This is a genomic window from Kribbella caucasensis (assembly GCF_004361855.1).
In the GTDB taxonomy this organism is placed as follows: Bacteria; Actinomycetota; Actinomycetes; order Propionibacteriales; family Kribbellaceae; genus Kribbella; species Kribbella caucasensis.
The window spans coordinates 161,045-187,567 of sequence record NZ_SNWQ01000013.1; the positions used below are offsets into that span (position 1 = coordinate 161,045).

At 68.7% G+C, this 26,523-nt stretch carries 24 protein-coding genes and 1 pseudogene; 13 read left to right on the plus strand and 12 right to left on the minus strand.

From position 1 onward, the window contains the following. Positions 1-16: 16 nt before the first annotated feature. Positions 17-547, minus strand: a complete 531-nt coding sequence (locus EV643_RS25780) for a YbhB/YbcL family Raf kinase inhibitor-like protein (RefSeq protein ID WP_133802718.1) — start codon at positions 545-547, stop codon at positions 17-19. 138 nt (positions 548-685) lie between these two features. Between EV643_RS25780 and cobT the strand changes: the two genes are divergently transcribed. The 4 genes from cobT to EV643_RS25800 are packed head-to-tail and all read left to right on the plus strand — an operon-like array spanning position 686 to position 4,348. Next, entirely contained in the window at positions 686-1,738 is a 1,053-nt protein-coding gene (gene cobT, locus EV643_RS25785; protein ID WP_133802719.1) for a nicotinate-nucleotide--dimethylbenzimidazole phosphoribosyltransferase, read from the plus strand. Beyond that, entirely contained in the window at positions 1,735-2,979 is a 1,245-nt protein-coding gene (gene cobA, locus EV643_RS25790) for a uroporphyrinogen-III C-methyltransferase (RefSeq protein ID WP_133802720.1), read from the plus strand. Before cobT ends, cobA begins: the two co-directional genes overlap by 4 nt. Further along, positions 2,945-3,802: a TrmH family RNA methyltransferase gene (locus EV643_RS25795; protein WP_133802721.1), complete on the plus strand. Its 858-nt coding sequence runs from the start codon at positions 2,945-2,947 to the stop codon at positions 3,800-3,802. The genes cobA and EV643_RS25795 overlap by 35 nt, the downstream gene beginning before the upstream one ends. An 18-nt stretch (positions 3,803-3,820) precedes the next feature. After that, positions 3,821-4,348 (plus strand): GNAT family N-acetyltransferase, encoded by a 528-nt coding sequence (locus tag EV643_RS25800; RefSeq protein WP_133802722.1) that lies wholly within the window; start codon positions 3,821-3,823, stop codon positions 4,346-4,348. On the opposite strand, the gene EV643_RS25805 is transcribed toward EV643_RS25800, so the two are convergent. Next, positions 4,349-5,386, minus strand: coding sequence for a LacI family DNA-binding transcriptional regulator (locus EV643_RS25805; RefSeq protein WP_133802810.1), 1,038 nt, complete (start codon positions 5,384-5,386; stop codon positions 4,349-4,351). A 95-nt stretch (positions 5,387-5,481) separates the two neighbouring features. Between EV643_RS25805 and EV643_RS25810 the strand changes: the two genes are divergently transcribed. After that, on the plus strand, positions 5,482-6,036 hold the full coding sequence (locus tag EV643_RS25810) for a phosphotransferase-like protein (RefSeq protein ID WP_238165800.1): 555 nt from the start codon (positions 5,482-5,484) through the stop codon (positions 6,034-6,036). A 2-nt stretch (positions 6,037-6,038) separates the two neighbouring features. Here EV643_RS25810 and def read toward each other — a convergent pair whose 3' ends face one another. Together def and EV643_RS25820 are read right to left on the minus strand one after the other, a co-directional pair. Then, a complete protein-coding gene (gene def / locus EV643_RS25815; RefSeq protein WP_133802724.1) occupies positions 6,039-6,644 on the minus strand; it encodes a peptide deformylase in 606 nt (201 codons plus the stop codon). A 105-nt stretch (positions 6,645-6,749) separates the two neighbouring features. Beyond that, on the minus strand, positions 6,750-7,565 hold the full coding sequence (locus EV643_RS25820; RefSeq protein WP_133802725.1) for an LLM class F420-dependent oxidoreductase: 816 nt from the start codon (positions 7,563-7,565) through the stop codon (positions 6,750-6,752). A 66-nt stretch (positions 7,566-7,631) separates the two neighbouring features. Between EV643_RS25820 and EV643_RS25825 the strand changes: the two genes are divergently transcribed. The 3 genes and pseudogenes from EV643_RS25825 (at position 7,632) to EV643_RS25835 (ending at position 10,532) form a co-directional block, all read left to right on the plus strand. Next, entirely contained in the window at positions 7,632-9,095 is a 1,464-nt protein-coding gene (locus EV643_RS25825) for an AAA family ATPase (protein ID WP_133802726.1), read from the plus strand. A gap of 9 nt (positions 9,096-9,104) precedes the next feature. Further along, positions 9,105-9,459: pseudogene (locus EV643_RS25830) on the plus strand (mycothiol transferase). Between the two features lie 92 nt (positions 9,460-9,551). Then, positions 9,552-10,532, plus strand: coding sequence for an SMP-30/gluconolactonase/LRE family protein (locus tag EV643_RS25835; protein ID WP_133802727.1), 981 nt, complete (start codon positions 9,552-9,554; stop codon positions 10,530-10,532). A 52-nt stretch (positions 10,533-10,584) separates the two neighbouring features. On the opposite strand, the gene EV643_RS25840 is transcribed toward EV643_RS25835, so the two are convergent. Then, positions 10,585-12,357, minus strand: a complete 1,773-nt coding sequence (locus EV643_RS25840; RefSeq protein ID WP_133802728.1) for a BCCT family transporter — start codon at positions 12,355-12,357, stop codon at positions 10,585-10,587. A 176-nt stretch (positions 12,358-12,533) separates the two neighbouring features. On the opposite strand from EV643_RS25840, the gene EV643_RS25845 reads away from it, so the two are divergent. After that, on the plus strand, positions 12,534-13,391 hold the full coding sequence (locus EV643_RS25845) for an LLM class flavin-dependent oxidoreductase (protein WP_133802729.1): 858 nt from the start codon (positions 12,534-12,536) through the stop codon (positions 13,389-13,391). Here the strand turns inward: EV643_RS25845 and EV643_RS25850 are convergent. After that, complete coding sequence (locus tag EV643_RS25850; RefSeq protein WP_133802730.1) at positions 13,369-13,887, minus strand: DUF6328 family protein; 519 nt, start codon at positions 13,885-13,887, stop codon at positions 13,369-13,371. The two genes, EV643_RS25845 and EV643_RS25850, sit on opposite strands and share 23 nt — an antisense overlap. A gap of 124 nt (positions 13,888-14,011) precedes the next feature. Further along, on the minus strand, positions 14,012-14,215 hold the full coding sequence (locus EV643_RS25855; RefSeq protein ID WP_012921273.1) for a cold-shock protein: 204 nt from the start codon (positions 14,213-14,215) through the stop codon (positions 14,012-14,014). Positions 14,216-14,698: 483 nt separating this feature from the next. Here EV643_RS25855 and EV643_RS25860 point away from each other — a divergent pair, with 483 nt between their 5' ends. After that, the gene (locus EV643_RS25860; protein WP_133802731.1) at positions 14,699-14,977 is read left to right on the plus strand and encodes a protealysin inhibitor emfourin; all 279 of its coding nucleotides are present in this window, start codon (positions 14,699-14,701) and stop codon (positions 14,975-14,977) included. A gap of 210 nt (positions 14,978-15,187) precedes the next feature. Here EV643_RS25860 and EV643_RS25865 read toward each other — a convergent pair whose 3' ends face one another. The 3 genes from EV643_RS25865 to EV643_RS25875 all read right to left on the minus strand — a co-directional run bounded on the left by EV643_RS25865 (position 15,188) and on the right by EV643_RS25875 (position 18,491). Further along, a complete protein-coding gene (locus tag EV643_RS25865) occupies positions 15,188-16,378 on the minus strand; it encodes an RNA-guided endonuclease InsQ/TnpB family protein (RefSeq protein WP_133802732.1) in 1,191 nt (396 codons plus the stop codon). Between the two features lie 159 nt (positions 16,379-16,537). Beyond that, on the minus strand, positions 16,538-17,311 hold the full coding sequence (locus EV643_RS25870) for a fructosamine kinase family protein (protein WP_133802733.1): 774 nt from the start codon (positions 17,309-17,311) through the stop codon (positions 16,538-16,540). Beyond that, on the minus strand, positions 17,271-18,491 hold the full coding sequence (locus EV643_RS25875) for an MFS transporter (protein ID WP_133802734.1): 1,221 nt from the start codon (positions 18,489-18,491) through the stop codon (positions 17,271-17,273). The genes EV643_RS25870 and EV643_RS25875 overlap by 41 nt, the downstream gene beginning before the upstream one ends. 51 nt (positions 18,492-18,542) lie before the next feature. Here EV643_RS25875 and EV643_RS45895 point away from each other — a divergent pair, with 51 nt between their 5' ends. Together EV643_RS45895 and EV643_RS25885 are read left to right on the plus strand one after the other, a co-directional pair. Next, complete coding sequence (locus EV643_RS45895; protein WP_166665574.1) at positions 18,543-19,175, plus strand: CGNR zinc finger domain-containing protein; 633 nt, start codon at positions 18,543-18,545, stop codon at positions 19,173-19,175. A gap of 190 nt (positions 19,176-19,365) precedes the next feature. Beyond that, the gene (locus tag EV643_RS25885; RefSeq protein WP_133802736.1) at positions 19,366-19,797 is read left to right on the plus strand and encodes a VOC family protein; all 432 of its coding nucleotides are present in this window, start codon (positions 19,366-19,368) and stop codon (positions 19,795-19,797) included. A gap of 96 nt (positions 19,798-19,893) precedes the next feature. Here EV643_RS25885 and EV643_RS25890 read toward each other — a convergent pair whose 3' ends face one another. Continuing rightward, a complete protein-coding gene (locus EV643_RS25890; protein WP_133802737.1) occupies positions 19,894-20,658 on the minus strand; it encodes a phytanoyl-CoA dioxygenase family protein in 765 nt (254 codons plus the stop codon). 71 nt (positions 20,659-20,729) lie between these two features. On the opposite strand from EV643_RS25890, the gene EV643_RS25895 reads away from it, so the two are divergent. Next, complete coding sequence (locus EV643_RS25895) at positions 20,730-21,590, plus strand: helix-turn-helix transcriptional regulator (RefSeq protein WP_133802738.1); 861 nt, start codon at positions 20,730-20,732, stop codon at positions 21,588-21,590. Positions 21,591-21,593: 3 nt separating this feature from the next. Here the strand turns inward: EV643_RS25895 and hrpA are convergent, their stop codons facing one another. Beyond that, complete coding sequence (hrpA, locus tag EV643_RS25900) at positions 21,594-25,919, minus strand: ATP-dependent RNA helicase HrpA (protein ID WP_255513039.1); 4,326 nt, start codon at positions 25,917-25,919, stop codon at positions 21,594-21,596. Positions 25,920-26,523 lie beyond the last annotated feature (604 nt).

The following is a 26,523-nucleotide window of genomic DNA, read 5'->3' on the forward strand; positions in this document are numbered from 1 at the left end:
CGCGGGCCTGGAACTGTCAGGCAGGGATCTGGTAGGTCGGGGTGATGATGGCGCGGGCCAGGGTGTGGAAGGCGAGGTTGAAGCTGACCACCGCGGGGCTGGCCTCGTCGTCGACGTCCAGGGCCTCGACATCGATCGCGTGGACGACGAAGTAGTAACGGTGCACCTGGTCGCCGGGCGGTGGGGCTGCGCCGCCGTAGTCCTTGGTGCTGAAGTCGCTGCGGACGTGGAAGGCGCCGTTGTCCAGCCGTGGCGTGCTGCCGGCTCCGGCGGGGAGCTCGGTCATGGTGGCCGGCAGGTTGACCAGGATCCAGTGCCAGAACCCCGACGGGGTCGGCGCGTCCGGGTCGTAGCAGGTGACGACGAAACCTTTGGTCTCTTCCGGGAACCCGGACCAGCTGAGCTGCGGCGACGTGTTGCCGGCGGCGTACACCTGCGCGTCGCCGAGCTGCTCACCGTCGGTGACGTCGGTGCTGGTGACGGTGAACGATCCGACCTTGGGCAGCAGTTCGTACGGGTCCGGTGCGACCGGCCGATCGAGCGACATCTCTGATCCTCCCGGGGATTCGGTGTGGTGAAGCCGACATTACTGTCCACACCGGGCAGTCTCCGGCCGGGGCACTGGGGTGGGGATGCGAAGATCGGTGCTGGCCGTGTCCAGGCGGCCGGGAGTGGAGGACCTGCGGTGGAGGAGTACCTGGCGCGGATCGCGCCCGCCGACGAGGCGGCGATGCGCGCTGCCACGGAGCGTCAGCTGGCGTTGACCAAACCGGCCGGGTCGCTCGGCGTGCTGGAGGAGCTGTCCGTCCGGGTCGCCGGGATGACCGGGGCCTGCCCGGCCGCGGTGCCGGCGCCCGCTGTGGTGACCGTCTTCGCCGCGGATCACGGGGTGCACGCCCAGGGTGTGTCGCCCTGGCCGCAGGAGGTGACCGCCGCGATGCTGGCGAACTTCGCCGCCGGCGGGGCAGCCGTGAACGCGTTCGCGACCAACAACCGGGTCGACGTGCGGGTGGTCGACGTCGGCGTGGCGTCGGACGTGGCTGCGCTGGACATCGTGCACGCCAAGGTCCGGCCGGGGACGCGTGATCTGTCGACGGAGAAGGCGCTGACCGAGGACGAGGTGCTGGCTGCGATCGGGGTCGGCTTTGAGCTGGCCGACGCGCTGGTTCGGGACGGCTACCGCTGCCTACTCACCGGTGACATGGGGATCGCCAACACGACCGCGTCGGCCGCGCTGATCGCCACGTTCACCGGCGCGACGGCCGAGACCGTGACCGGCCGGGGGACCGGGATCGACGATGCCATGCTCGCCCACAAGACTTCGGTCGTCCGCTCGGCGTTGGCGTTGCACGCCGTACCGGCTTCGGATCCGCTCGACGCGCTGTCGGCGTACGGCGGACTGGAGCATGCGGCGCTCGCCGGGTACATCCTCGGGGGAGCGGCGAACAAGGTGCCGGTCATCCTCGACGGAGTGATCGCGGGCGCGGCGGCGTTGGTCGCGCAGGCGTTCCACCCGGCGGCGATCGAGTACTGCGTCGCGGGGCATCGGTCGGCTGAGCCGGGGCACGCGGTCGCCCTGAAAGCTCTGGGGCTGCAGCCGCTGGTGGATCTCGATCTGCGGCTCGGGGAGGGGACGGGGGCTGTGCTGGCCTACCCGATCTTGTCCTGCGCAGTGCGGGCGCTGGCCGAGATGGCGACGTTCGAGTCCGCGGGGATCGCGTCGGGGGAGTCGTCGTGAGCGAGTCGTCTACGTCGTCCGGGGAAGGGCCGGCGCCGTACCTGTCCGGGCTGGTGCTGACCGGGCGGCGGGTCGTCGTGGTCGGCGGGGGTGGCGTGGCGCAGCGGCGGTTGCCGCGGTTGCTGGAGACGGGCGCGCGGATCGAGGTGATCTCGCCGTCGATCACGCCGACGATCGAAGGGCTGTTGTCGAACCCGGACCTGCGTTGGATCGAGCGCGGGTACGAGCCTGGTGACCTGGCCGACGCGTGGTACGTGGTGGTGGCGACGGATGACGCCGCGGTCAACGACCAGGTGTCGGCCGAGGCCGAGGAGCGCCGGATCTTCTGCGTCCGGTCCGACGATCGGTCACGCGCGACGGCGTGGACCCCGGCGTCCGGACAGCACGATCACGTGACGATCGGCGTACTGGGTGGTGGCGATCACCGGCGGTCGGCCGCGGTGCGGGACGCGATCCTGGAGGAGCTGCGGACGGGTGCGCTTGGTGCGCGGGACTCGTTGGACAAGAAGCCCGGGGTGTATCTGGTCGGTGGTGGGCCGGGCGATCCTGACCTGATCACTGTGCGCGGGCGGCGGTTGCTGGCCGAGGCGGATGTGGTTGTCGCGGACCGGCTGGCGCCGCAGCCGTTGCTGGAGGAGTTGCACCCGGATGTCGAGCTGATCGACGCGGCGAAGCTTCCGCGCGGTCGGGCGGCGCAGCAGGAGGAGATCAACCGGATCCTGGTCGATCGGGCTCAGCAGGGGAAGGTCGTCGTCCGGTTGAAGGGCGGCGATCCGTACGTGTTCGGGCGCGGGTTCGAGGAGGCGATCGCGTGCGCCGAGGCGGGGGTGCCGTGGACCGTCGTGCCGGGGATCACGAGCGCGATCTCGGTGCCGGCGACCGCGGGGATTCCGGTGACGCATCGCGGGGTGACGCATGAGTTCACGGTGGTGTCCGGGCACATCCCGCCGGATCACCCGGACTCGCTGGTCGATTGGGAAGCACTGGCTCGGCTGCGAGGCACGCTGGTGTTGCTGATGGCCGTCGAGAACCTGCCGAAGATCACCTCGACGCTGATCTCGTATGGAAGGCCGGCGGACACCCCTGCCGCCGCGATCGCGGACGGGACGTTGCCGGGGCAGCGGCTGGTGTCGTCGGATCTGGCCGGGATCGCCGCTGCGATGACGGAGGCGGGGGTCGGCGCACCCGCGATCGTTGTCATCGGCAATGTTCTTGACGTGGCAGCCCAGGTGCGATCGTGAACACAGCGGGGGCCACGTGATCATTCCCGTCGACCAGGCGGATGACGAGCGGCTGGCGGATTACGTCAAGCTGCGGGAGGTGAATCTGCGCCGGCTCCTGGAGGAGGAGCACGGGCTGTTCATCGCCGAGGGGGACAAGGTGATCCGGCGGGCCGCCGACGCGGGGTACGAGCCCCGGTCGTTCCTGCTGGCGCAACGCTGGCTCGACTCGCTGGCCGACGTGCTCGCGAAGTGGCCGGACGCACCCGTCTACCTCGTCTCCGAGGAACTCGCCGAGCAGGTGACCGGATTCCACGTGCACCGCGGCGCGCTCGCGTCGTACCGGCGGCGGCCGGCCGAAGACCTGGGCACCCTGCTGGACGGCGTACGGCACGGACGGATCGCGATCTTCGACGACATCGTCGACCACACCAACGTCGGCGCGGGCTTCCGGGCGGCCGCGGCGATGGGCGTCGACGCGGTCCTGGTCACCCCGACCTGCGCGGACCCGCTTTACCGGCGCTCGGTGAAGGTGTCGATGGGGACCGTCTTCCAGGTGCCGTGGACCCGGCTAACCTCCTGGCCGGCTGACCTGGTCCGGCTACAGGAACACGGGTTCGTCACGGCCGCGTTCGCGCTCACCGACGACTCGATCAGCCTCGATGAACTGGTCGCTCTTAAGCACGATCGGCTGGCGTTGATCTTCGGCACCGAGGGTCACGGTCTGCGGCGGGACGTGCTCGAACGGGCGGATTTCACCGTGCGGATCCCGATGGCCGGCGGCGTCGACTCGCTCAACGTGGCATCCTCGGCAGCGGTCGCCTTTTACGCCACGCGACCCTGACGCTCCCTGGGGGACAGCATGCGTACGACGGACCGCCTGGTGCTGAGGCCGTTCCGGGACAGCGATCTCGAGCCGTGGGTCGCGATGAACACAGATCCCGAGGTGATGAAGTACCTCGGCGGCAAACCGCTCAGCCCGGAGGAGTCGGAGCGGATCACCGTGGGCGTCAACAAGAGGTACGAGTCCGACGGGATCGGCTTCCTCGCGATCGAGCGGCGGTCCGACGGCGCGTTCCTCGGGGCGTGCGGGCTGCAACACGAACCGTGGTACCCGGACGACATGGAGCTCGGCTGGCGGCTGGCCCGGGAGTACTGGGGCCACGGGTATGCGACCGAGGCGGCGTCGTCGTGGATGGCGTACGGCTTCACCGAGCTCGACCTGCCCCGCATCATCTCGATCACAGACACCCCGAACGAGCGCAGTATCGCGGTGATGCGGCGGCTGGGGATGAGCTTCGATCACGCTGCGGAACTGGAGGAGGACGGCGATACCTTCGAAGCCGTCATCTACTCCATCACCCCAGAGGCCTGGCGGATCGCGCAGTAGCTAGTGCGGCGGGGTGCTGGCGCGTAGTACGGGATAGGCCGGGGCCGGTCGGCGGGTGAGGTCGCGGTCGGGAGTGATCGCGCGGTGGACGGCCTCTTTGGCGAGGGTGTGCAGGTCGACGTGGACCGTTGTGAGCGTGGGTACGACGTCGCGGAGCGTGGTGATGTCGTCGAAGCCGGCGACACCGATGTCCTCGGGGATCCGGAGACCGCGTTCGCGGAGCCCGGCGAGTGCGCCGAGGGCCATGTCGTCAGTGACGGCGAAGACCAAGTGGAGTTCGCGGAGCTGGTCATCGGTGAGGCTCAGGACGAACTCGCGGGCGCCTTTCCAGCTGAACTCCGGGTGATGGACGTGGTCGGCCGCGTCCGTGACGCCTTCCTCGATCAGGCCGTCGAGGAAGCCCTCGACGCGTTGCTGCATCGACAGCAACGGCGTACCGCTGCCGAGGACCAGGCACTTGCGGTAGCCGATCCGGGCCAGCTCGCGGGCGAGTTGCCGGGCGCCCGCATGGTTGTCGAAGTCGACCGTCTCGAACGGCAGATCGGACCGGCTGACCAGGACGACCCGGCCGCCGGTGTCCTGGTACCGGTGCAGCTCGTCGACGAGGGCCTGCTCGTCCGGCGGATCGATGTACCCGCTGCCGGCCAGGATGATCGCCCTCGGCTGCTGGCCGCGGAGTACCCGGACCAGGTCCAGCTCGCGGTCGGCCTGACGATCGGTGACGGCGATCGAGGTGTGCAGGCCGACCGCCTCGGCCTGTTTCATGATCTCGGCCGCCATCGCGGAGAAATACGGGTCGGCGATCAGGCTGACCAGCAAGGCGATCGTCCGGGAAGTACCGCGGGCCATCGCCTGCGCGGGCAGGTTGGGCGTGTAACCGAGCTCCCGGGCGGCCTCGATCACCCGTTGCCGGTAGCTCTCCGCGACCTTGCGGGCGCTGCCGTTCAGGACGCGGCTCGCGGTCGGCTGGGAGACCCCGGCGTACCGCGCGACGTCGTCGAGCGTCACCGGCCGCTTCGGCCCCGGCTCACCCCGCATCGACGGCACCGCCGCAGTTTATCGATCACAGGGCCGATTCCTGCCCGATCAGCGAAATCGGTTAATCGATGGACAGAGGTGGTGGGATGAACGGTATGCGGAGAGTAGTCCTGATCACCGGTATGCAGGCCGCCGGCAAGTCCACGATCGCCCCGCTGCTCGCGAGCCGGCTCGGTCCGCCGGCCGCGACCGTCGACGGCGACGTGTTCTACCGGGCCGTCTTCGCCGGTGCCGTCGGGATGACGCCGGACCCGGATCCCGAGGCAGTCCGCCAGCTCGAACTCCGGTACGCCGCCAGCGCGCTGGTCGCCCAGCACTACGCCGACGCCGGGTTCGACTTCGTCTGCTCCGACATCATCCTCGGCGACGACGTGACCCGATGGTTCGAGTCGTTGGAGAACGTCGAGCGCCACTTCGTCGTCCTCAACCCCTCGGTCGAGTCGATCGTCGAACGCGAGCTGGGCCGCGGCTCAACGTCGTACCGCGACTGGCAACCCCCAGGCGGCACCCTCGCCGACGCCGTCCGCGCGCTCCAGGAAGGCTTGGCCGAAACGCCCCACCGAGGCCTCTGGCTGGACACCACCAACCAAACCCCCGAACAGTCGGTCACCACGATCCTCGAAAACGACCTCAAGTCTTCCCTCTGGTAGGGCTACTCGCTGACGGGTTCGTCCTGGTGGGCTTCGGGGTTGTGCATCGGGGTGATCGGCCAGTCGGCGGGGTAGTCGGGGGCGAACTCCTCGGCCTCGGCGAAGAGGCGCTTGCGGAACTTGCGGGACAGGCGGTCGCCGAAGACCATGCCCTGGGTGTGGTCCGTCTCGTGCTGCAGGCAACGGGCCAGTAGGCCGGTGCCCTCGTAGCTGACGGGTTCGCCGTTCTCGTCGACGCCGGTGACCTTGGCGAAGTCGGGGCGGACGCACTTGGTGAAGGCGCCGGGCAGTGACAGGCAGCCCTCGTCGCCCTCGTCCAGCTGGCGGTCCTTGCCCTCGGGCAGCTCGAGCACGGGGTTGCAGACGATGCCCTGGTGGTACACGCCGTCCTTGTCCGGGCAGTCGAACACGTACAGCTGCAGGTCGACGCCCACCTGGTTCGCGGCCAGGCCGACGCCCTCGGCGGCGCGCATCGTCGCGACCATGTCCGCGACCAGCCGGTGCAGGTCGTCACCGAACTCGGTGACCGGCTTGTTGACCCGGTGCATGACGTCCTCACCCCAGCGGGTGATAGGCAGCACCGACCCGTTATCAGGCAGCTTTGGCATGCCCGGAATCCTAGCGAGCCCGCCGGCTTCCGAAGAACTCGCCTCCAAGCTGCTTGCGTCCGAAGAACCGTGCGCTATCGCCCTCGGTTCTTCGGACGCAACGCCCTACTTGTTGTTGATGTCGTCGCGGAAGGCGATCCACTCGCGGAGCAGGCCGAGGTCGTAGTCCGGGCCGGAGACGTGCACGGTGAACAGCCGGGTGCCGACGTCGAGCAGCGCCTTGCCGATCTGCTCGGGGCGCTTGTCGCCGACGCCGACGGACCGCTCGATCTCGCCCGGGTCGCGACCGAGGTCGGCGCAGTGCTGGTCGAGTACGGCGTGCTTGTGGCCGATCACCTCGGCGTCGCCGAAGCCGTGCCAGATGTTCGCGTGCTGGGCGACCAGTTTCAGCGTCTTCTTCTCGCCACCGCCGCCGATCAGCACCGGGATGTCCCGGGTCGGCTTCGGGTTGAGCTTGGCCCAGCGCTGCTCGATCCGCGGCAGCGCCTCACCGAGGGCGTCGAGCCGGCCGCCCGCCGTACCGAACTCGTAGCCGTACTCGTCGTAGTCCTTCTCGAACCAGCCGGACCCGATGCCGAAGATCAGCCGGCCGTCGGAGATGTGGTCGACGGTGCGGGCCATGTCGGCCAGCAGGTCGGGGTTGCGGTAGGAGTTGCAGGTGACCAGGGCGCCGAACTCGATCCGCTCGGTCGCCTCGGCCCAGGCGGCGAGCATCGTCCAGCACTCGAAATGCAGGCCCTCGGGTTCGCCGGACAGCGGGTAGAAGTGGTCCCAGTTGAACGCCACGTCGACGCCGAGCTCCTCGGCCGCCGCGACGGTGCGGCGGATGTCGGCGTACTGCGCGTGCTGGGGCTGGATCTGAACACCGATCCGTACCGGGTACTTGGCGTAAGGGCGGTCGGTGGACTCAGTCGATGTCATGCTGTGAATCCTATATCGCGTTTCGGAGGGTCCTCCGGTACGCGTCCGATAAAAGGGGGAACGGCCATGGCCGAGGGGGACGACGAGGTCGCGGAGTTCGCCCGGTTGTTCCGTGGGTTCCTGGAGCGGATGCAGCAACCGCCCAGCGGGATCGCCCGGGAGAACCTGCGCGAGCGGCTGATGGTCTTCCTCGAGGTCGAGCCCGAGGGCCTGCCCGTGGTCGCGGCCGACTTCCCGTCCTTCGACCTGCCGAACGTGCAACTGGCGATCGAGTCCTGGTTCGACAGTTTCGAGCTGATCGGCCTGATCGGGATGGACCGCGGCCACCTGTCACTCGCCGAGCTGCTCGACCACGCCGCCGGCCAGCGATTCGGGATCGGCGCGGTCGACTACCAGCGGATCTCGATCGACGTCGACGAGGAGATGGACTGCGTCTCGTTCGGCATCTACCTGGGCCGCCAGGGCGACGACCGGTACGTCGCGTTGCTGCGCGCGGCCAATCCGCAGTACGGGCGGATGTCGGTGATGCTGGAGATCCTCGCCACCACCCGGGAAGCGGGAGAGCGGTTCCTCGGGGCGCTGCCGGAGTTGATCCGTGAGCGGAACGTGTTCCGCGGCAAGGTGGTGTCGTTCGAGGGGCACGAATTCGGTCACGGGGTCGGACCGTTCCGGCTGCACCCGCGACCCGGGATCGCCCGCGAAGACGTCGTACTGCCCGAGGGCGTGCTGGAACGCGTCGAGCGCGAGGTGATCGGGATCGCCGAGCACCGGGAGGCCCTGCTCCGGGCGGGTCAGCATCTGCGTCGCGGAATCCTGCTCTACGGCCCACCCGGGACCGGGAAGACGCACACCGTCCGCTACCTGCTGTCGCGGTTGCCCGAGTTCACCGTGGTGCTGCTGGCGGGGACGAGCATCATGTACATCTCGCAGGCGTGTTCGCTGGCCCGCAAGCTCCAGCCCGCGCTCGTCGTACTGGAGGACTGCGACCTGATCGCTGAGTCGCGTGACCACATGATGGGCATGGGAAACCCGCTGCTGTTCCAGGTGCTGAACGAGATGGACGGTCTGGCCGAGGAGGCCGACGTGGCATTCCTGCTGACCACGAACCGCGCCGACATCCTCGAGCCGGCACTCGCCCAGCGGCCGGGGCGGGTCGACCTGGCTGTCGAGGTCCCGTTGCCGGATGCCGACAGCCGGGCCCGATTGCTCGCGCTCTACGGACCGCAGCTGGAGCTGAGTCCGGAGGTGGTCGACGAGATCGTCACCGAGACCGAGGGGACGACCGCTTCCTTCGCCAAGGAGCTCGTACGCCGCGCGGTGCTGCTCGCCGCCGAGAACGGGACCGAGGCCGGCGACGCCGAGATCAAGGCCGCCGCCGCGGAACTCCTCTCGGCCCGGGACGTCCTGACCCGCCGGCTACTGGGTGGGACCGCCGACTCCGCGACCGACGACGCGGGCGAGGCGACGCCGTGGGGTGTGGGCCCCGCGCGCCCGGGGATCCATCCGGGGTCTGTCGGCTGGGAGCAGTAGGTTCCCGTCATGGACTTGCAGGGAAGGCCCGATCCGCCCAGCGAGGCGGGGGAGAAGGAGACGCTGGTCGGGTTCCTCGACTTCCAGCGCGCGACGGTGCGGTTGAAGATCGACGGGCTCACCCCGGAACAGCTCGGCACGGCCGCCGTCGAGCCGTCCGGGATGACTCTGCACGGGCTGATCCGGCATCTCACCGAAGACGAGCTCGGCTATCGCCGACCTCGACCCGGACACGGTCGGCGAGGAGGACGGCCGGCGCTACTCCCTCCGCTGGGTCCTCACCCACATGATCGAGGAGTACGCCCGCCACAACGGCCACGCCGACCTCCTCCGAGAACGCCTCGACGGCCAAACCGGCGAATAGCTCTCCCCAGCGCTCGTTGCAGGAGGCAACAACCTCGGCGGCGACATGCGCACGCTCTTCCGACGTTGGACCACACCTTCTAGGCTCGGCCCATGAAATCGAGCATTGATCCGGTTCGCTGGAGTCCGCCGCCGGTGCCGCCGGCCCGGGAGCCTCGGCGGATCGAGGTGGAGACGGTCGCGGTACCGGGGGAGGGGCCCGAGGACACGCTGATCGACGAGGACGGCAGCGTACTGACGGGGATGCTCGACGGGCGGATCCTGCGGATCAGCGGCGACGGTAAGACGATCACCACGCTCGCCGACACCGGCGGCCGGCCGCTCGGGCTGGAGTGGATGGCGGACGGCAAGGTGCTGATCTGCGACGCCAACCGCGGTCTGCTCACCCTGGATCGCAACGGCCGGATCGCCACCCTGCTGGCCGAGATCGACGGCCGGCCGATGAAGTTCTGCAACAACGCCGACATCAGCGCGGACGGCACGATCTACTTCACCGACTCGTCCACCCGGTTCGGCGTCGACGAGTGGATGGCCGACCTGCTCGAACACTCCAGTACCGGCAGTCTCTATCGGCTCACCCCCGACGGCGAGCTGACTCGTCTCGCGACCGGCCGGCCGTTCCCCAACGGCGTCGCGTTGAGCGGTGATCAGAAGACGCTGTTCTTCGCCGAGACCGCGAGCTACGGCCTCTACAAGCTCGACCTCACCAAGGACGGCGCCGAGCCCGAGCTGGTCACGTTGGTCCCGGGCCTGCCGGACAACATCGCCCGCGGCTCGGACGGCCTGATCTGGGTCACGATCGCCTCACCCCGCAACGCGCTACTGGACCTGCTGCTGCCCAAACCGCCCGTACTGCGAAAGGTCGTGTGGGCGCTGCCGGAGGCTCTCAAGCCGAAGGCGGAGGACATCATCGAGATCCAGGCGTACGACGACGCCGGCCACCAGGTGCACGATCTCCGCGGCAAACACCCCAAGTTCATGACCCCGACCGGCGTCCGCGAACGCGACGGCAAGGTCTGGCTCGGCAGCATCCACACCACCCACCTCGCCACCTTCCCAACCCCATCCCGCTGACACGCGGGGCGCCGCGGACCGTCGTATTGCGGTGCGCGGCGCCCGGCTCGGGTCAGGGTTTCGGTGGTGGCACTTCGCCGCGTGGCTGCGGCGACTCCGGTACGGGTGTGGACGTGTCGTGTCCGTTGCCGGCGACCACCAGGGAGAAGTCGTCGCCGTGGGCGGAGACGCCTTCGATCACCGCGGCCTCGACCGCCCCGCTGCCGATCTCCTTGCGCAGCATCAGCGGATCGGTCCGCAGGTCTTTGGCCAAAGCGATCGCCAGTCCGACCATCACCAGCGCGAACGGGAGCGCGGCCACGATGGTCAGGTTCTGCAATGCCTGCAGCGCCTTTGCTCCGCCTCCGGCCAGCAGCATCACCGCCGCGACAGCGCCGGTCAGCACGCCCCAGAACACGACGACCGGCTTTCTCGGTTCGATCGCCCCGCGCTCGGACAGTGTCCCCATCACGATCGAGGCCGCATCCGCGCCGGATACGAAGAAGATCGCGACCAGGACGACGACCAGCAGCGTCGTCACCGAGGACAGTGGGAAGTTCTCCAGCACTCCGAACAACTGCCCCTCGGTGGTCGACTGCCCGGCGACGTCGACGCCGGACCGCTGGGTGTTGATCGCGGCGCCACCGAAGACGCAGAACCAGACCAGGCTGACCAGCGACGGCACCAGCAACACGCCGGTGACGAACTGCCGGATCGTCCGCCCGCGGCTGATCCGGGCGATGAACATCCCGACGAACGGCGTCCAGGAGATCCACCACGCCCAGTAGAAGACCGTCCAGCCCGACAGCCATTCAGCCATCGGATCGCCGCCGCTCGCCTCGGTCCGCGCGGCCATGTCGGCGAGATCGCGGAAGTACACGCCGATCGCGGTCGGCACCAGGTCGAGGATCAGCACGGTCGGCCCGACCACGAACACGAAGAACGCGAGCGCGACCGCCAGCACCATGTTGATGTTCGACAGCCATTGGATGCCCTTGGCCACTCCCGAGACGGCCGAGACCACGAAGGCAGCGGTGAGTACGGCGATGACGCCGACGAGTACGGCGTTCCCGGTCCGGTCCAGCCAGCCGAGGATCTGAACGCCGGAGCCGATCTGCAACGCGCCCAGGCCGAGCGAGGCGGCCGAGCCGAACAACGTCGCGAAGATCGCCAGGCCGTCGATCAGCTTGCCGATCGGCCCCTCGGTCCGCTTGCCCAGCAACGGCGCGAAGGCCGAGCTGATCAGCTGCGATCGGCCGCGCCGGAAGGTGCCGTAGGCGATCGCGAGCCCGACCACCGCGTAGATCGCCCACGGGTGCAGGGTCCAGTGGAACAAGGTGGTCGCCATCGCGGTCTGCAGCGCTTCGGACGTGCCGGCTTCGACCGTCCCCGGCGGGGGAGCGGTGAAGTGGGACAGCGGTTCGCTGACGCCGAAGAACATCAGCCCGATGCCCATCCCGGCGCTGAACATCATCGCGACCCAGGAGACGGTGCGGAACTCGGGCTGCTCGTCGTCCGCGCCGAGCGGGATCCGCCCGTACTTGCCGGCGGCCAGCCAGAGCACATAGACGACGAATCCGGAGGCCAGCAGGACGAACAGCCAGCCGGTGTTGTGTTCGACCCAGGTCAGCGCCGAGGTGGACGTCGTACCCAGGCCGTCGGCGTCCGCGAAGCCCCAGGCGACGAAGGCCAGGGCGATCAGCGCGGTGACGCCGAAGACGATCCGATCGAGGCCGGAGCCGCTACTTCGGCTGCCGGGTGGTGGGGGTGCTGCAAGTGCAGGATGTTCCTGCGTCTCAGTTGCGTGGTCGGGGTTCTTTTGCGGGCTGTCGAAATCGATCGCCACAGCTGAAATCACGCCTCGCTTCGGCGCGCCTCCGTTTCCTTGGGCTAGGGGGACAACCGTCACGACCCTTCCGAAAATCGTGGCATAACGCAACTAACGTGGTTCGGACACATTCGGGCCCCCGCTCGCGTCCGCTGTACGTACGTCGGGTCCGGATACGCCGTACTGTGCGGTGCATGCGCTTCGGAATAGCCATCCTGCCGGAGTACCGCTGGGCCGACGCCGCACCGCGGTGGCGCCGGGCGGAGGACCTCGGCTTCGACCACGCCTGGACCTACGACCACCTCACCTGGAGCGGTCTGCAGGACGCGCCCTGGTACGGCACCACCCCGACGCTGACCGCGGCCGCGCTGGTCACATCGACGATCCGGCTGGGCACCTTCGTCACCTCGCCGAACTTCCGCCACCCGCTCACCCTGACCCGCGACATACTCGCCCTGGACGACGTCTCGAACGGCCGGTTCGTCTGCGGGATCGGCGCCGGCGGCGGGATCGACACGACCATCCTCGGCGGTGACGACCTCGGCCCGGGACAGAAGGTGGACCGGCTGGCGGAGTTCACCGAGCTGCTCGACAAGCTGCTGACCACCGACCGGGTGGACTTCGAGGGCGAGTACTTCGAGACCCGCAACGGCCGCACGCTGCCGGGGTGTGTGCAGCGCCCCCGGGTCCCCTTCGTGATGGCGGCGAACGGCCCGCGCTCACTCCGGCTGGCAGTCCGGTACGGCGCCGGCTGGGTGACCACCGGCGGCAAGGTGGACGATCTCGACACCTGGTACGCCGCGGTCGCGGACCTCAGCCACCGGATGGACGACGTACTGGCTGGCCGGCCGTTCGACCGGTATCTGTCACTCGACTCGAAGCAGTATTCGCTGACCAGCGTGGCCGCCTTCGAAGACGCGGTCGGCCGGGCCGCCGAGCTCGGCTTCACCGACGTGATCGCACACTGGCCCCGCGCCGAGGGCGTCTACGCCGGTACCGAGGACACCCTCGAACAGGTCGCCGCCGAGGTCATTCCCCGCTACCGCTCCTAGGCCCACGCGAGGTACTGGTTCGGCGGACGTACTCGGGCAGCAGATACCAGAAGGCGACGAACCAGGCGAGTACGAGCGCGACGACGACGATCGCGGCCGTCCGGCTCAGAACCGCGTCGAGGGCGAGCAGGACGCCGCCGGACATCGCGATCACCAGCAGGGCCAGGCCGCCGTTGGCCAGGTGATGCGCGACCGCGATCAGCTGGTCGCGGAGCTGCTGCTGGAAGACCAGCCGGTGGAACGACACCGGGGCCAGCAGCAGGCCGGCCGCGAGCGCGGCGGCGATCAGGGTGCCGGCGTACACGGCGTGGGTGAAGCTGTCCGCGTCCTGGAACCTGTTCTGGAAGGCGATGGTGAGCAGGAAGGCGAACAGGATCTGGGTGCCCGTCTGGGCCAGACGCAACTCCTGGAGCAGTTCGTTCCACTGCCGGTCCAGCCGCTGCCGCTTGTCCTCGCCCTGCCGGTCGTAGTGTGCCGTGCTCCGCTCCTCGCTCATGTCCTCACCGGTACCCAGAACCAACCCGGCCGGACACGGCGAACGGGCCGCACCCCCAGCCAGGGGTACGGCCCGTTCGTTCGGTTTTCAGAAGGTGCCCCGACCTCACCGGAGCAGCGCTGCCTCAGATCGGGCGGATGTTCTCCGCCTGCAGGCCCTTCTGGCCCTGGGTGATCTCGAACTCGACCCGCTGGTTCTCGTCCAGCGAGCGGAAGCCCGAGGTCTGGATGGCCGAGTAGTGCGCGAAGACATCCGCGCCACCGTCATCCGGGGTGATGAAGCCGAAGCCCTTGTCAGCGTTGAACCACTTGACAGTACCGACAGCCATTGTGTCTATCTCCTTGATGGCTTGAAACAAACCGCGACCCACACCTCATGAGCCACGTGTCGCCGAAAGGCCCCAGACGACAGAACCGGCCATGCAGCACAGCGAAAGTCAATGGGAGTCCAAAACTGCAACGGGACAACTGTAGCCGGTTTGGGCCGTCCTGGAAGGGGTGATCACCAACACGTGTCGCGGATAGTTGCTGGCCGCCACTCTCCGTATCGGTGCCCTGACAGCCCTTTCCGCCCGCTTTGGCGGCCCGGTGAACCGGTCCGCGGATCGCCAATCCCGCGCCGACCTGCTCGTTCGTGTGCGGCGGAAGTTCGCGGGGGCGCTGCCGGAACGGGCCGATGGCGGGTTATGCGCCTGCACGCCGGGTGATGGGCGTTTGAATCGTGTTGTTTTGATCGGCGTGTCGCGCGGGCCTGGACAAACTCCGACCGCAGCCGGGAAGGTTTGGAGCGACATCGACGCGGGGAGGACCAGGTGTTGGTCAAGGTGACCCGGAGCGGCGGATTCGCCGGTCTGCAGGTCGGCGGTGAGCTCGACACGGCCGGTCAGCCGGACCGCGAGCAGTTGGACGCGGCAATCGGCCGGCTGGACCAGAAGCGGCTCGGCTCCGGCGTCCCGCAACCCGACCGGTATGTGTACCGGGTCGAGCTGCGGGCGGCCGACGAGGCGGACCCGGTCCGGTTCACTGTCGCCGAGCAGGACCTCGACGAGACCACGGCTTGGCTCCTGGACCGGGTCCTCTCCCAGGACTGACGCTCACACGACTAGCGCCAGCTGATCTCCGGGGCGCGGAAGAAGTTGACGCTCAAGACATCCCACCGGGAGCCCTGGGCGCCGAGCCGGACCTTGTAGGCGTCCCAGCCGAGCGCGGAGGCGGGTGACCAGCCGAGCTCGGCGATCCCGGGGGCAGCCGCGGGAAGGCCTTGACGTCCTCCCCGCCGTGAAGGTCGGGGATTCCAACTACTACGCGGAGGTAGCGTGTTGAGGTTCACGCTTCGGCGAGACCCGTGGTGGCGTCTCTCGGCGTGCGCTGACGGCCCGTCCGGCCGCGATGTTGACTGCCGCGTTCACGTCCGCGTTGGCCTGATGTCCGCAGGCTACGCACCGGAAGACCGCTTGGTTCTCGCGGTTTTCCGGTGCGCAGTGCCCACAGACGCTACAGGTCTGCGACGTGTACGCAGGGTTGACTTTCTCGACCCGTCCGGCGGCCTTGTGCTCCAGGCGCTGAACGAGCAGTCCCCAGCCGTTGGCCAGGATGCCGCGGTTGAGCCCGGCTTTGGCTCGGCGACGGTTCGGCCGGTATCCGCCCGGTCGTCCGGGGTTGGGTTTGGGTCGCCGGGTCATCTGGGTAATGCGCAGGTCCTCGACGCGGATGACGTCGAACCGTCGGGCGAGGTCGGTGCTGGTCTTCTCCACCCAGTCCTTGCGCCGGTCGGCGGCCCGGGCGTGCAGCTTGGCGATCGCGGCCTTCACCCGATGGCGGCGTTTGGAGCCGGGACGGCAGCGGGCCAGCCGACGCTGCAGCTGCGTGAGCCGTGCCTGCTCGCGGTCCGACAGCCCGGGGCAGGTCAGGAGTTCGCCGGTGGACAGGGCCGCCGACACCATGATGCCGCGGTCCACGCCGACGACCTCACCGGTACCGGGTGCGGGGATCGGCTCCGGGATCGCGGCGAAGGCGAGGTGCCAGCGGCCCATCCGGTCGCGGGTGATCCGGTAGGACTTCGCGTCGGGAACGGGTCGGGACAGCCGGAACCGGACCCGGCCGACTTTGGGCACGTTGACCGCGGCCCACCTGCGGTTCAGCTTGACGATCCGGGACGCCTGACCGCCGACGATGCGGAACCCCTCGTGCACCCCGGCCTTGCGCCACGTCGGCCGCCGGTGGGTCCCGGCGTGGAAGTTCTTGACCGCCTGGTCGAAGTCCCGCAAAGCTTGCTGCTGGACGGTCTGCGACCCGGCCCGCAGCCACTCGAACACGGCCCGCGCCTCGGTCAGTTGCCGGGCCTGCTCGACGTATCCGGGTGTCGGGCGTTTGTCGGGGGGCCACATTGACCACTGCTCGAGCGCCAGGTTCCACACGTACCGGGCGTGCCCGCAGTGCGCCAACAACGCAGCCTGCTGCGCGGGAGTCGGGTCCAGCCGGTATCGGGACATGCCACTTACCTAATCAGCCGGGACCGACAGTCCCCGATCCCCGAAGGGAGGCAGTTGCGGTTCCTCCCCGCCCTGAAGGACGGGGGTTCCCCGCGATTAGCCGGATGAACTCAAGCTTGTCGCCGTTGTCCGGCCTCTCCGTCCACAGCGGCGCCTCGGTCAGCAGTACTTGTGCGCCATCGCGACCGCCTGCGGGACGTAGCTCGCGCCGAACATGACCACATGCGTGAGCAGCGGATGGACCCGGTGCAGGCCGACCCGGTCGCGCCAGCCGTCCGTCAGCGGGTGCGCCTCGTCGTACGCGTGCAGGACCCGTTCCAGTTGGGGCATGCCGAACAGGCCGAGCATGGCGAGGTCGGTCTCACGATGACCACCGTGCGCGGCCGGGTCGATCAGGTGCACCCCGTCGGTTGACCAGACGACGTTGCCGGACCACAGGTCGCCGTGGATCCGGGCCGGCTGGTCCGACGGGTCGTCGTACATCCCTGTCTCGAGCCGACGGCAGAACCGCTCGAACACGTCCAGGTGGTGCTCGTCGATCGTGCCGTGGTCGTACGCCGCCCGCACGTACGGCCGCACTCGCAGGTTCGCGTAGAACTCGCCCCACGACTTGATCGGATCGAGCGTGTGCGGCAACCCGATCGTGCCGATGTAGCCGTCGGTCTCCCAGTCGTCCGGTGGGACTCCGTAGTGCCGCGCGCCGGCGTCGTGGGTGGAGGCGAGGTGTTGGCCGAACTCGTCCGCTGCCCTACTGCTCGGGGCGACCGGGTGGAGCCTCGGCAGGGTCAGGTGAGTGGGGGAGACGTCCAGGGGTTCGACGATCGCGGCGCCGCCCGGTACGGCGAGCCAGCGCAGACCGGCGGCCTCGACCTCGAAGAACCCCTCCGGTGCGTCATGCCGCCTCTTCACAAACCTGTCGCCCGGGGCGCTCATGCACGCACTCTCCCATCCCCATGCCGCGCCGAGCCAGCACGGGCTCGTCGGCTGTGATGGCCACCAGAGCCAGGATCGCCAGCAGGCCGCCGACCAGCGCCACGCTCCGCACGCCAGTGCTGTCGAGCAGCCCACCACCGATGAACGCACCTGCCGCGATCCCGATGTTGAACGCCGAGCTGGTCCCCGCCGACGCGAGGTCGGTGCTGCCGGGAGCCACCTGGAGAGTCCTGCTCAGTACGGCGACCGCCAGCGCGCTGAAAGCCATCCCGGCAGTGGCGATGAGCAGCACTGTCGGCACCTGCCGGTGTCCGAGTGTGTAGAGACCGAGCAACGCCGCACCGATCAGGGCGAGCGGCAGGGCAACCGCGGCCCACGGATTGCGGTCGAGTATCCGGCTGACGAGCAGAGTCCCGGTCAGACCGCCCAGTCCGCTGGCCAGGAGGATCGGTCCGAGTGCACCGGAAGTGAAGCCGCTGATATCCAGCAGGAACGGCGTGACGTAGGTGTTGAATGTCAGGAAGCCGGCCACGCCGAGAGCCGTGCTGACGACCAGTACGGCGTACCGGCGAACGTCAGGAGCGCTGCCGCGGCCCGACGTGGACTCCCGGGCGTCGACGCGCGGCAGCAGACTCGCGATGCTCAGGCAGGTCGCTGTCCCGAGCACGGCCATGAGCGCGAAGGGGATCCGCCACCCGGCCTGCTCACCGAGCCAGGTGCCGAGCGGTATGCCGATCACGGGGGCGAGCGCTGAGCCGACCGAGATCTTCGCGACCACCCGGCCGCGGACAGCCGATGGGACCAGCCCGGCCGCGATCGGGAAGATGATCGACCAGAAGAGCGCGTGGGAGAGCGCCGTGAACAGCCGTGCGATCAGGAGGACCTCGTACGTCGGTGCCAGCGCGGCGCCGGCGGCTCCGACGGCCATGAGACCGAGGGTGGTGCCGAGGACGGGCCGGCGGGGGAGCCCTAGCGTCAGCCGGGCCAGTGGGATCGATGCGAGGACGACGACCACGGCGTACCCGGTGACGAGGAGTCCGATGTCGGAGCGTGAGCGGTCCAGATCGGCGGCCATCACAGTCAGCAGGCCGATCGGCAGCACTTCGATGGTCACGTAGGAGAAGGTGCCGACACCGAGCATGACCAGCGCGGCGTGGGCTCTGCGGGACGTGTTGAGCATGACGTCACCTGCGATTCCAGTAAAAGGACTTATGGTGGTAGCATGTCATGCATGGATCAGGATCGCAATGACACATTCCGGATCGTCGGCGGGCATCCGGCCCTCGAGTTGGTGAACACGGTCTCGCCGCGGGTGGCCGGTGGTGCGGCCGACGAGCAGGACTACATCCCGGTCCCCGATGAGTTGCTGGCGTGGAGTCGGCGTACCGAGTTGCTCGACGAGAGTGAGGTGGCTGCGGTCGCCGCTGCGTGGGGGAGTGCGCCAGTCACGGCCGAGCAGGCCCTGCATGCGACGGTCGAGATCCGTGAGGCTGTCTACACCGTGCTGGCCCGGCGTGATGAATCCGCTGAAGTAGCTGCTGCGCTTGAGCTTTTGTCGCTGCGTTGGTCGGCGGCCGCGGCTCGCTCGGTGCTTGTGCCCGGCGGTGCTGTCGCCGAGCTCGTTGTCGGTACGTCGCCTGCCTTGATGATCCCGGATCGGCTGGTGGCCGCAGCGGTCGACCTGGTCCGGACGGTCGACCTGCGGCAGCTGCGGGCGTGTCCGATCGACGAGGGCGGGTGCGGTTGGTTGTTCCTCGATCGCAGCAAGAACGGGTCCCGCCGCTGGTGCGCGATGGCGGATTGCGGGACCCGGGCGAAGGTCCGCAAACTCGGCGAGCGCCGGCGCCGATCGCTACCTGCATAGGTGCTGTTTACCGGTACGAACACCGCCCACTTACTATCCGCGACGGGCCGCGTGCTCACTGAGCCGTCAACGAGGCGTGTCGAAAGGTGCGAACTGTCGGTCCGACCTGTCATCGTAGGCGGCCGGGCCTTCTGACCATGAGGGCCTCACCGCCAGGAGACACTCCTGATCACGGGAAGTTGGAGGACAGATGACGCAGGTGGCAGAGCAGCCGGGCACCAGTGCCGGGCGGCTCGGCTCGGTGGTGCTGGACTGCCCGGAACCACGCGAGCTCGCCCGGTTCTACTCGACCCTGTTCGGACTGGAGATCGACGAGAACGGTGACGACGACTGGCAGAGCCTGACCAGTCCCGGGTCGTCGCTGGGCCAACGTCTTGGTGATTGGCCTACCCTCGCTTTCCGCCGCTCGGAGGACTACCTGCCCGCGACGTGGCCGGGCACCGATGCGCAGCAGCTTCACCTCGACCTGATCGTCGAGGACCTGTCCAGTGGTCACGCCGCCGTGGTCGCCCTCGGCGCCGAACCGCTCGAGCCCCTGGACGCCCCCCCGGCCGGCAACGAGCAGGGCTGGCGCGTGTACGCCGACCCGGCCGGCCACCCGTTCCGGATCTGCCTGGAGTAGCACCTGACTCGACCCGATCGGCCGGCGCGCCAACTTGGCTGCCGGCCGATCGGTTTGTCAGGTCCGGTCGGATCGGATGCCGGCTGGTTGGCGTTGTCAGGTCCAGTCGGAGCTGCCGGTGAAGGGGAAGTGCCGGCCGTCGACGTACCGGGGTTTGGGCTGGTAGCTGTTGACCCCGGGATCGCCCTGCAGGTGGAAGGCGCTCGGGTACGGCACCTCGGGATCCGTGATCCGCGTCGAGGTCGGGATGTACCGGATGGTCAGCCCGCACCGCCGGTTCGGCGAGGTGTTCGCGGTGCTGCCGTGCACGATGTTCGGGTGGTGCACCTCGACGTCACCCGGCGCCAGCACCATGTCAACGGCCTGGTCCTCGTCCACCTCGACCGCGATCTCCTTGCCCAGCACGCTTTCCACCGCCGTGTTGTCGCGCATCTCGGCGATCGCACCCCGATGACTGCCCGGGATCACCCGCACGCAGCCGTTATCCGGCGTCGAGTGGTCGACCGCGAGCCACAGCGTCACCACACTCATCGGGTCGAGCGGCCAGAACGCCGCGTCCTGATGCCACAGCACCGGCTGCCCGGAGTACGGCGGCTTCGAGATGTAGTGCGACGCGAACAGCGCGAGATCCGGTCCGACGAACTGCGAGGCGATGTCCAGCAGCCGTTGATCGCTCACCAACCGCACCCAGAACGGGTCGTCCTTCAGGAACACGTGCCCCAGCTGCTCGGGCCGGACCTCGGGATGCCGCTCTTGTAACCACTCCACATGATCATTCACTTCCTTGATCAACTCCTGGTCGATCACCTCCCGGAAGATCGCGTACCCATCGCGCTGAAACTGTCCCAGAAGTTCGCTCATACAAGAGATGATCCGCGCACGGTATACCGCAGGACTAGCAGCCCGTGCGCGAGAACTTGTAATTTGTTGATGTGAGCCAAGTACTGCGCTTCGCCCTGTGGGCGTTGGGTCGGCCGTACCACGCGGCGCGGGTGAGCTTCGCGGCGAGGACGCCGGTCTCCGAGCTGCACGCGCATGCGGACTTCTATGAGTTCATGGGGGTGGTGTCCGGTCGAGGCGAGCACCTGTTGCCGACCGGTTCGCAACCGCTGGAGGCAGGCGATGTCGTTCTGGTCCGGCCGCGGGATCAGCACGCGTTTCGGGGCACCGCGCCGGACCGGCTCGAGTTCATCAACGTGGCCTTTCCGAGCTCGGCCTGGCAAGGATTCCTCACTCTGACGCGCACCGACGCGGCCGGCACGTGGGATGCGGCCCGCACGCCGATCACCTTCCGCCCCGACGATCCGGCCGCCGCGGTCGAAGTATTTGAGCACGCACTCCGGCGCTTTCAGGACGAGCCGAGCCAGTTCGACCTTGTCCGTTTCTGGATCGACCTGCTGCCGTTGATCTCACCGGACGAGGTGGCGGTCCGCACTGACGGCACTGTCGGTCCGACGGCGCCGGCCTGGCTCGCCCGGGCCTGCGCCGCGATGCGCGCCGAGGAGAACCTCCGCGGCGGCGTACCGCGTCTCCTCGAACTCGCGGGCGTCAGCCCAGCGCACCTGTCCCGCACCGTCCGCGCGGTGTATGGGCTGACCCCGACCGACTTCGTCACCGACCTCCGGCTGGAACACGCCGCCTCGTTGCTAGCGGCAACCACCGACCCGATTGCCGCGATCGCCACCCGCTGTGGCTTCACCAGCCAGTCCTACTTCACCCGCCGCTTCACCACTGCCCACCAGGTCTCCCCGCGAACCTTCCGCCAACAGTCCCAACGCGCCTTCGTGCCCTGAGCGTCAGGCGGTCGCGAGGGCTTTGCGGATGCGCTTTTCGGAGACGGGGTACGGCGTGCCGATGGTCTGGGCGAAGAGGGAGATGCGGAGTTCCTCCAGCATCCAGCGGACTTCGAGGAGCTCGGGGCTGGGGAACTTGCCGGTCGGTACGGCGGCCAGGCGGTTGCGGTACTCGTCGGTGAGGGTCTGGACGATCGCCATCCCAGAGCGGTCCCGCATCGCGTTGGCGGCGACCTTGTCGAGGCGTTGCTCGATCCCGCGAAGGTAGCGGACGAGATCGGGGAGTCGCTTGGCACCGGTCTCGGTGATGAAACCGCGATGGACGAGACCCTCGAGCTGACCTCGTACGTCGGACAGCGCGGCCAGCAACGCCGGACTGGACGACCGCGAGATCTGCTTGTCGACCGTGCGCGCATTCGCGAGAACCTGCTCGACCTGCTTGAGGATCGTGAGCACCGTGTCCGCGAGCTCCGACCGTACGGCGTCGCGCAGTACGGAGAAGGCGGTCAGGTTCCAGGCAGGGCCGTGTGCCTCGGCCATCAGCTGATCCACGGCCGCGGAGATCGCGTCGTCCAGGAGCTCACCGACATTGCGGTGCGGGCCGGCCATCAGCGTCATCTTCTGCTGGTTGGTCAGATTCCGCTGGACCACGTCGATCACCGACGGCATGGTCAGCAGCAGGAGCCGCCGGGTGCCGTTCCACATCGCGGCCGCCTGGTCGCGTTCGGTCTCCTGCAGCCGGATCGCGACAGTCTTGCCCTCGTCGACCAGCGCCGGGTAGCCGGCGACGGTGAGGCCGTTGCGGTGCTCGGAGAAGCTGCGCGGGAGGTCGCCGAACGTCCAGTCGGTCAGGCCGGACCGCTCCAGCCCGCTGACCGCCTTCTTCGCGACCTGCGAGATCGCCGCTGTCGTCTTCGGCTTGAGCCGCTCCTTCAACCGGGCCAGATCCTTGCCCTCGGCCACGGTCTTGCCCTGGTCGTCGATCACCCGGAACGTCATCCGCAGGTGCTCGGGGACCCGGGTCCAGTCCCAGTCGGCCGGCTCGATCAGCACGTCGCGCAGGTTCCGCAGTTCGCGGGCGAGCGCGTCGGTCAGCGGTCCTGATGCCGGGTCGAGGTGGGGGAGCACCTGCCGGGCGTGGTCCGGGGCCGGCACGATGTTCCGCCGGATTGCCTTGGGCAACGACTTGATCAGCGTGGTGACCAGCTCCTCGCGGAACCCGGGCACGCTCCACTCGAACCCGTCGGCCGTCACCTGGTTCAGCACCAGCAACGGGAGGTGCACGGTCACGCCGTCGGCGTCGGTACCCGGCTCGAAGGCGTAGGTCAGGTCGAAGGTCATCCCGTTCTGGGACCAGGTGACCGGGAACTCGTCCGCCTTGATCTCGGCACCCTCGCGAACCACCAGCGACCGCTCGAAGTCGAGCAGATCGGGATCACGCTGCCGCGCCTTCTTCCACCAGGTGTCGAAGTGGCGCCCGGTGACGACCTCCGACCCGATCCGCTCGTCGTAGAACGCGAACAGGGTCTCGTCGTCGACCAGCAGATCGCGTCGCCGGGTGCGTTCCTCGAGCTCCTCGACCTCTTCGATCAGTTTGCGGTTCTCGTGGAAGAACTTGTGGTGGGTGTCCCAGTCGCCCTCCACCAGGGCGTGCCGGATGAACAGCTCGCGGCTGACCTCCGGATCCACCGACCCGTAGTTGATATTGCGCCGGGCAACGATCGGTACGCCGTACAGGGTGACCTTCTCGTACGCCATCACCGCGCCGGCCTTGCGTTCCCAGTGCGGCTCGGAGTAGCTGCGTTTGATCAGGTGCTGCGCGAGGTCCTCGGCCCACTCGGGCTCGATCTTCGCGTTCACCCGGGCCCAGAGCCGGGAGGTCTCGACGAGTTCGGCGGCCATCACGAACTGCGGTGGCTTCTTGAACAGCCCGGAGCCGGGGAAGATCGCGAACTTGGCGCCGCGGGCCCCGAGGTACTGGTGCTGGTTCGCCGGGTCCTTCATGCCGAGGTGGGACAGCAGGCCGGACATCAGCGAGATGTGCACGCTCTGCGGGTCGGCCGGTTCGCCGGAGTTGAGGGTGACGCCGATCTGGGACGCGACCTGGCGGAGCTGGGCGAAGATGTCCTGCCACTCGCGGACGCGGAGATAGTTCAGGTACTCGCTGCGGCACATCCGGCGGAACTGGTTGCCGGACAGCTCCTTCTGCTGCTTCTTCAGGTAGTTCCACAGGTTGAGGTAGCCGAGGAAGTCCGAGTTCGGATCGCGGAAGCGCGCGTGCTGCTGCTGGGCCTGCGCCTCCGCGTCGGTCGGCCGCTCGCGGGGGTCCTGGATCGACAGCGCGGCCGCGATCACCATCACCTCGCGGACACAGCCGTGCTTGTCCGCCTCGACGATCATCCTCGCCAGTCGTGGGTCCAATGGGATCTGGGCAAGCTGGTGACCGACCGGGGTGAGTCTGCGGTGCCGGTCCGCGGCCTTCGCGGATTCGATCGCGCCGAGCTCGGTGAGCAGCTGCAGGCCGTCGGTGATGCTGCGCTTGTCCGGCTCGTCGATGAACGGGAACGCCGCGATGTCACCGAGCCCGATCGCGGTCATCTGCAGGATGACGGAAGCGAGGTTGGTCCGGAGGATCTCGGGGTCGGTGAACTCGGCGCGGCCCTCGAAGTGCTCCTCGGAGTACAGCCGGATACAGATGCCGTCGCTGGTCCGGCCGCAACGGCCCTTGCGCTGGTTCGCGCTCGCCTGCGAGACGGGTTCGATCGGGAGATGCTGAACCTTGGTGCGATGGCTGTAGCGGGAGATGCGCGCGGTGCCGGGGTCGATGACGTACTTGATCCCGGGTACGGTCAGCGAGGTCTCGGCGACGTTGGTGGCGAGGACGATCCGGCGACCGCTGTGCGACTGGAAGACGCGGTGCTGCTCGGCGTTCGAGAGCCGGGCGTAGAGCGGGAGGATCTCGGTCGCGTGCGGGCCGCCGCGCTGCTGGGCGAACTTGTCGCTCAGTGCGTCGGCGGTGTCGCGGATCTCCCGCTCGCCGCTGAGGAAAACGAGTACGTCACCCGCTGCCTCGATGCTCAGCTCGTCGACAGCGTCGAGGATCGCCTGGGTCTGGTCCCGGTCGATCGTGCTCGGGTCGTCGGGGTCGTTGATCGGGCGATAGCGGACCTCGACGGGGTAGGTGCGTCCGGACACCTCGACGATCGGTGCCGGTTTGCCGTTGCCGTCCGCGAAGTGCTCGGCGAACCGTTCGGGGTCGATGGTCGCCGAGGTGATGATCACCTTGAGGTCGGGGCGGCGGGGGAGCAGCTGCTTGAGGTAGCCGAGGATGAAGTCGATGTTGAGGCTGCGTTCGTGGGCCTCGTCGATGATGAGGGTGTCGTAGCGGGACAGCAGGCGGTCGCGCTGCAGCTCGTTGAGCAGGATGCCGTCGGTCATGAGCTTCACCAATGACCGCTCACTCACCTTGTCGGTGAACCGGACCGCGAACCCGATCGTCTCGCCGAGTTCGGTGCCGAGTTCTTCGGCGATCCGCTCCGCGACTGTACGGGCCGCGAGGCGGCGGGGCTGAGTGTGGCCGATTATCCCGTGTACGCCGCGGCCGAGTTCCATGCAGATCTTCGGGATCTGGGTGGTCTTGCCCGAGCCGGTCTCGCCCGCGATCACCACGACCTGGTGATCCCGGATCGCCGCCGCGATGTCGTCCTTGAGCTGGCTGACCGGCAGCTCCGCCGGATACGTGATCTCCGGTACCGCCAGCCGCCGTTGCTCGACCCGCCGCTCGGCCTGCTCGATCGCCCCGATCACACCCTCGAGCGCCGCCGCCCGCTTCCGCGCGTCCTTAGTACCCCGAACCCGCTCCAGCCTCCGCCCCAGCTGCTCCCGGTCATACGCCATCAACCCATCAAGCCGACCAACAACCTCCCCGAGCGAAACCGTCTCCTCGGCCTCCCGGCCGCCGCGCCCTGACGCCGCCCCAGTCCCCCGCCCCGCCGTACGAGCACCGCCGGCACCGCCTGCATCCGCCGTACGACCACCACCGGCCCCGGCGTCCGCCGTACCAGCACCGCCTGCATCCCGGCTGCCGCCCTTCGACGACCCCCCAGCCGCCCGACTCGCTGTACCGGCACCACCTGCATCCGGCGTTCCGGCAGTACCCGGCTCCGGCGTTCCGGCAGTACCCGGCTCCGGCGTACCGGTTGCCCCGGCGTTCGGCGTGCGGGCTGACGGCTTGCGGCCGCGGCGCCTCGGTCGGCGGCGCGCGGCGGGGTCCTGGGCGGGACCGGTGACTGGGGAAGGACTCGACGACTCGGTCCGGGCATCAGGCATAACACCCACCAGTTTAGGCGGCGCACCCCAGCACCTCATCCGGATTAACCTCGACGCCGCTCAGTCAGGCTGCCTGGGTTCCGGGCGCCCCGCGAGCACCCCCGGCCCGCCTGTGCCGTCCCGGCCGTGGCTCTTCAGGCAGGTGTGCTCGGGGTTCGGGGTGGGTTATTGCCCGCCGGCAGGCAGAACCCCTCCCAGGTCGCGGCGAAAACCCTCCCCAGTCCATCGAGTGGTCCGCCGGGCGGCGCCGCGGGGGCGACCTTGGGCTCCGCCGGGCGGGGCCGCCGGGGCGACCTTGGGCACCGCCCAGCCACGTTTCGCGACAGCGGACGCCTGGCGGGTGCTCAAAGCGGGGTCGCGCGGGCCGATCATGGGTGTCGGGCGTTCGAGTCGTGGATTCAGGGGCGGAAATCGGCCGACGCCAGGGATCTTGAACAACATCGCGGGACCGTGAACACCGCACAGCTTGTTCAAGCCCCCGGCTACTTGTTCAAGCCCCCGGCTACTTGTTCAAGCCCCCGGCTACTTGTTCAAGTCCTCGGCTACGTGTTCGAGCTCCCGGCTACGTGTTCAAGCCCCCGGCTACTTGTTCGAGCTCCCGGCT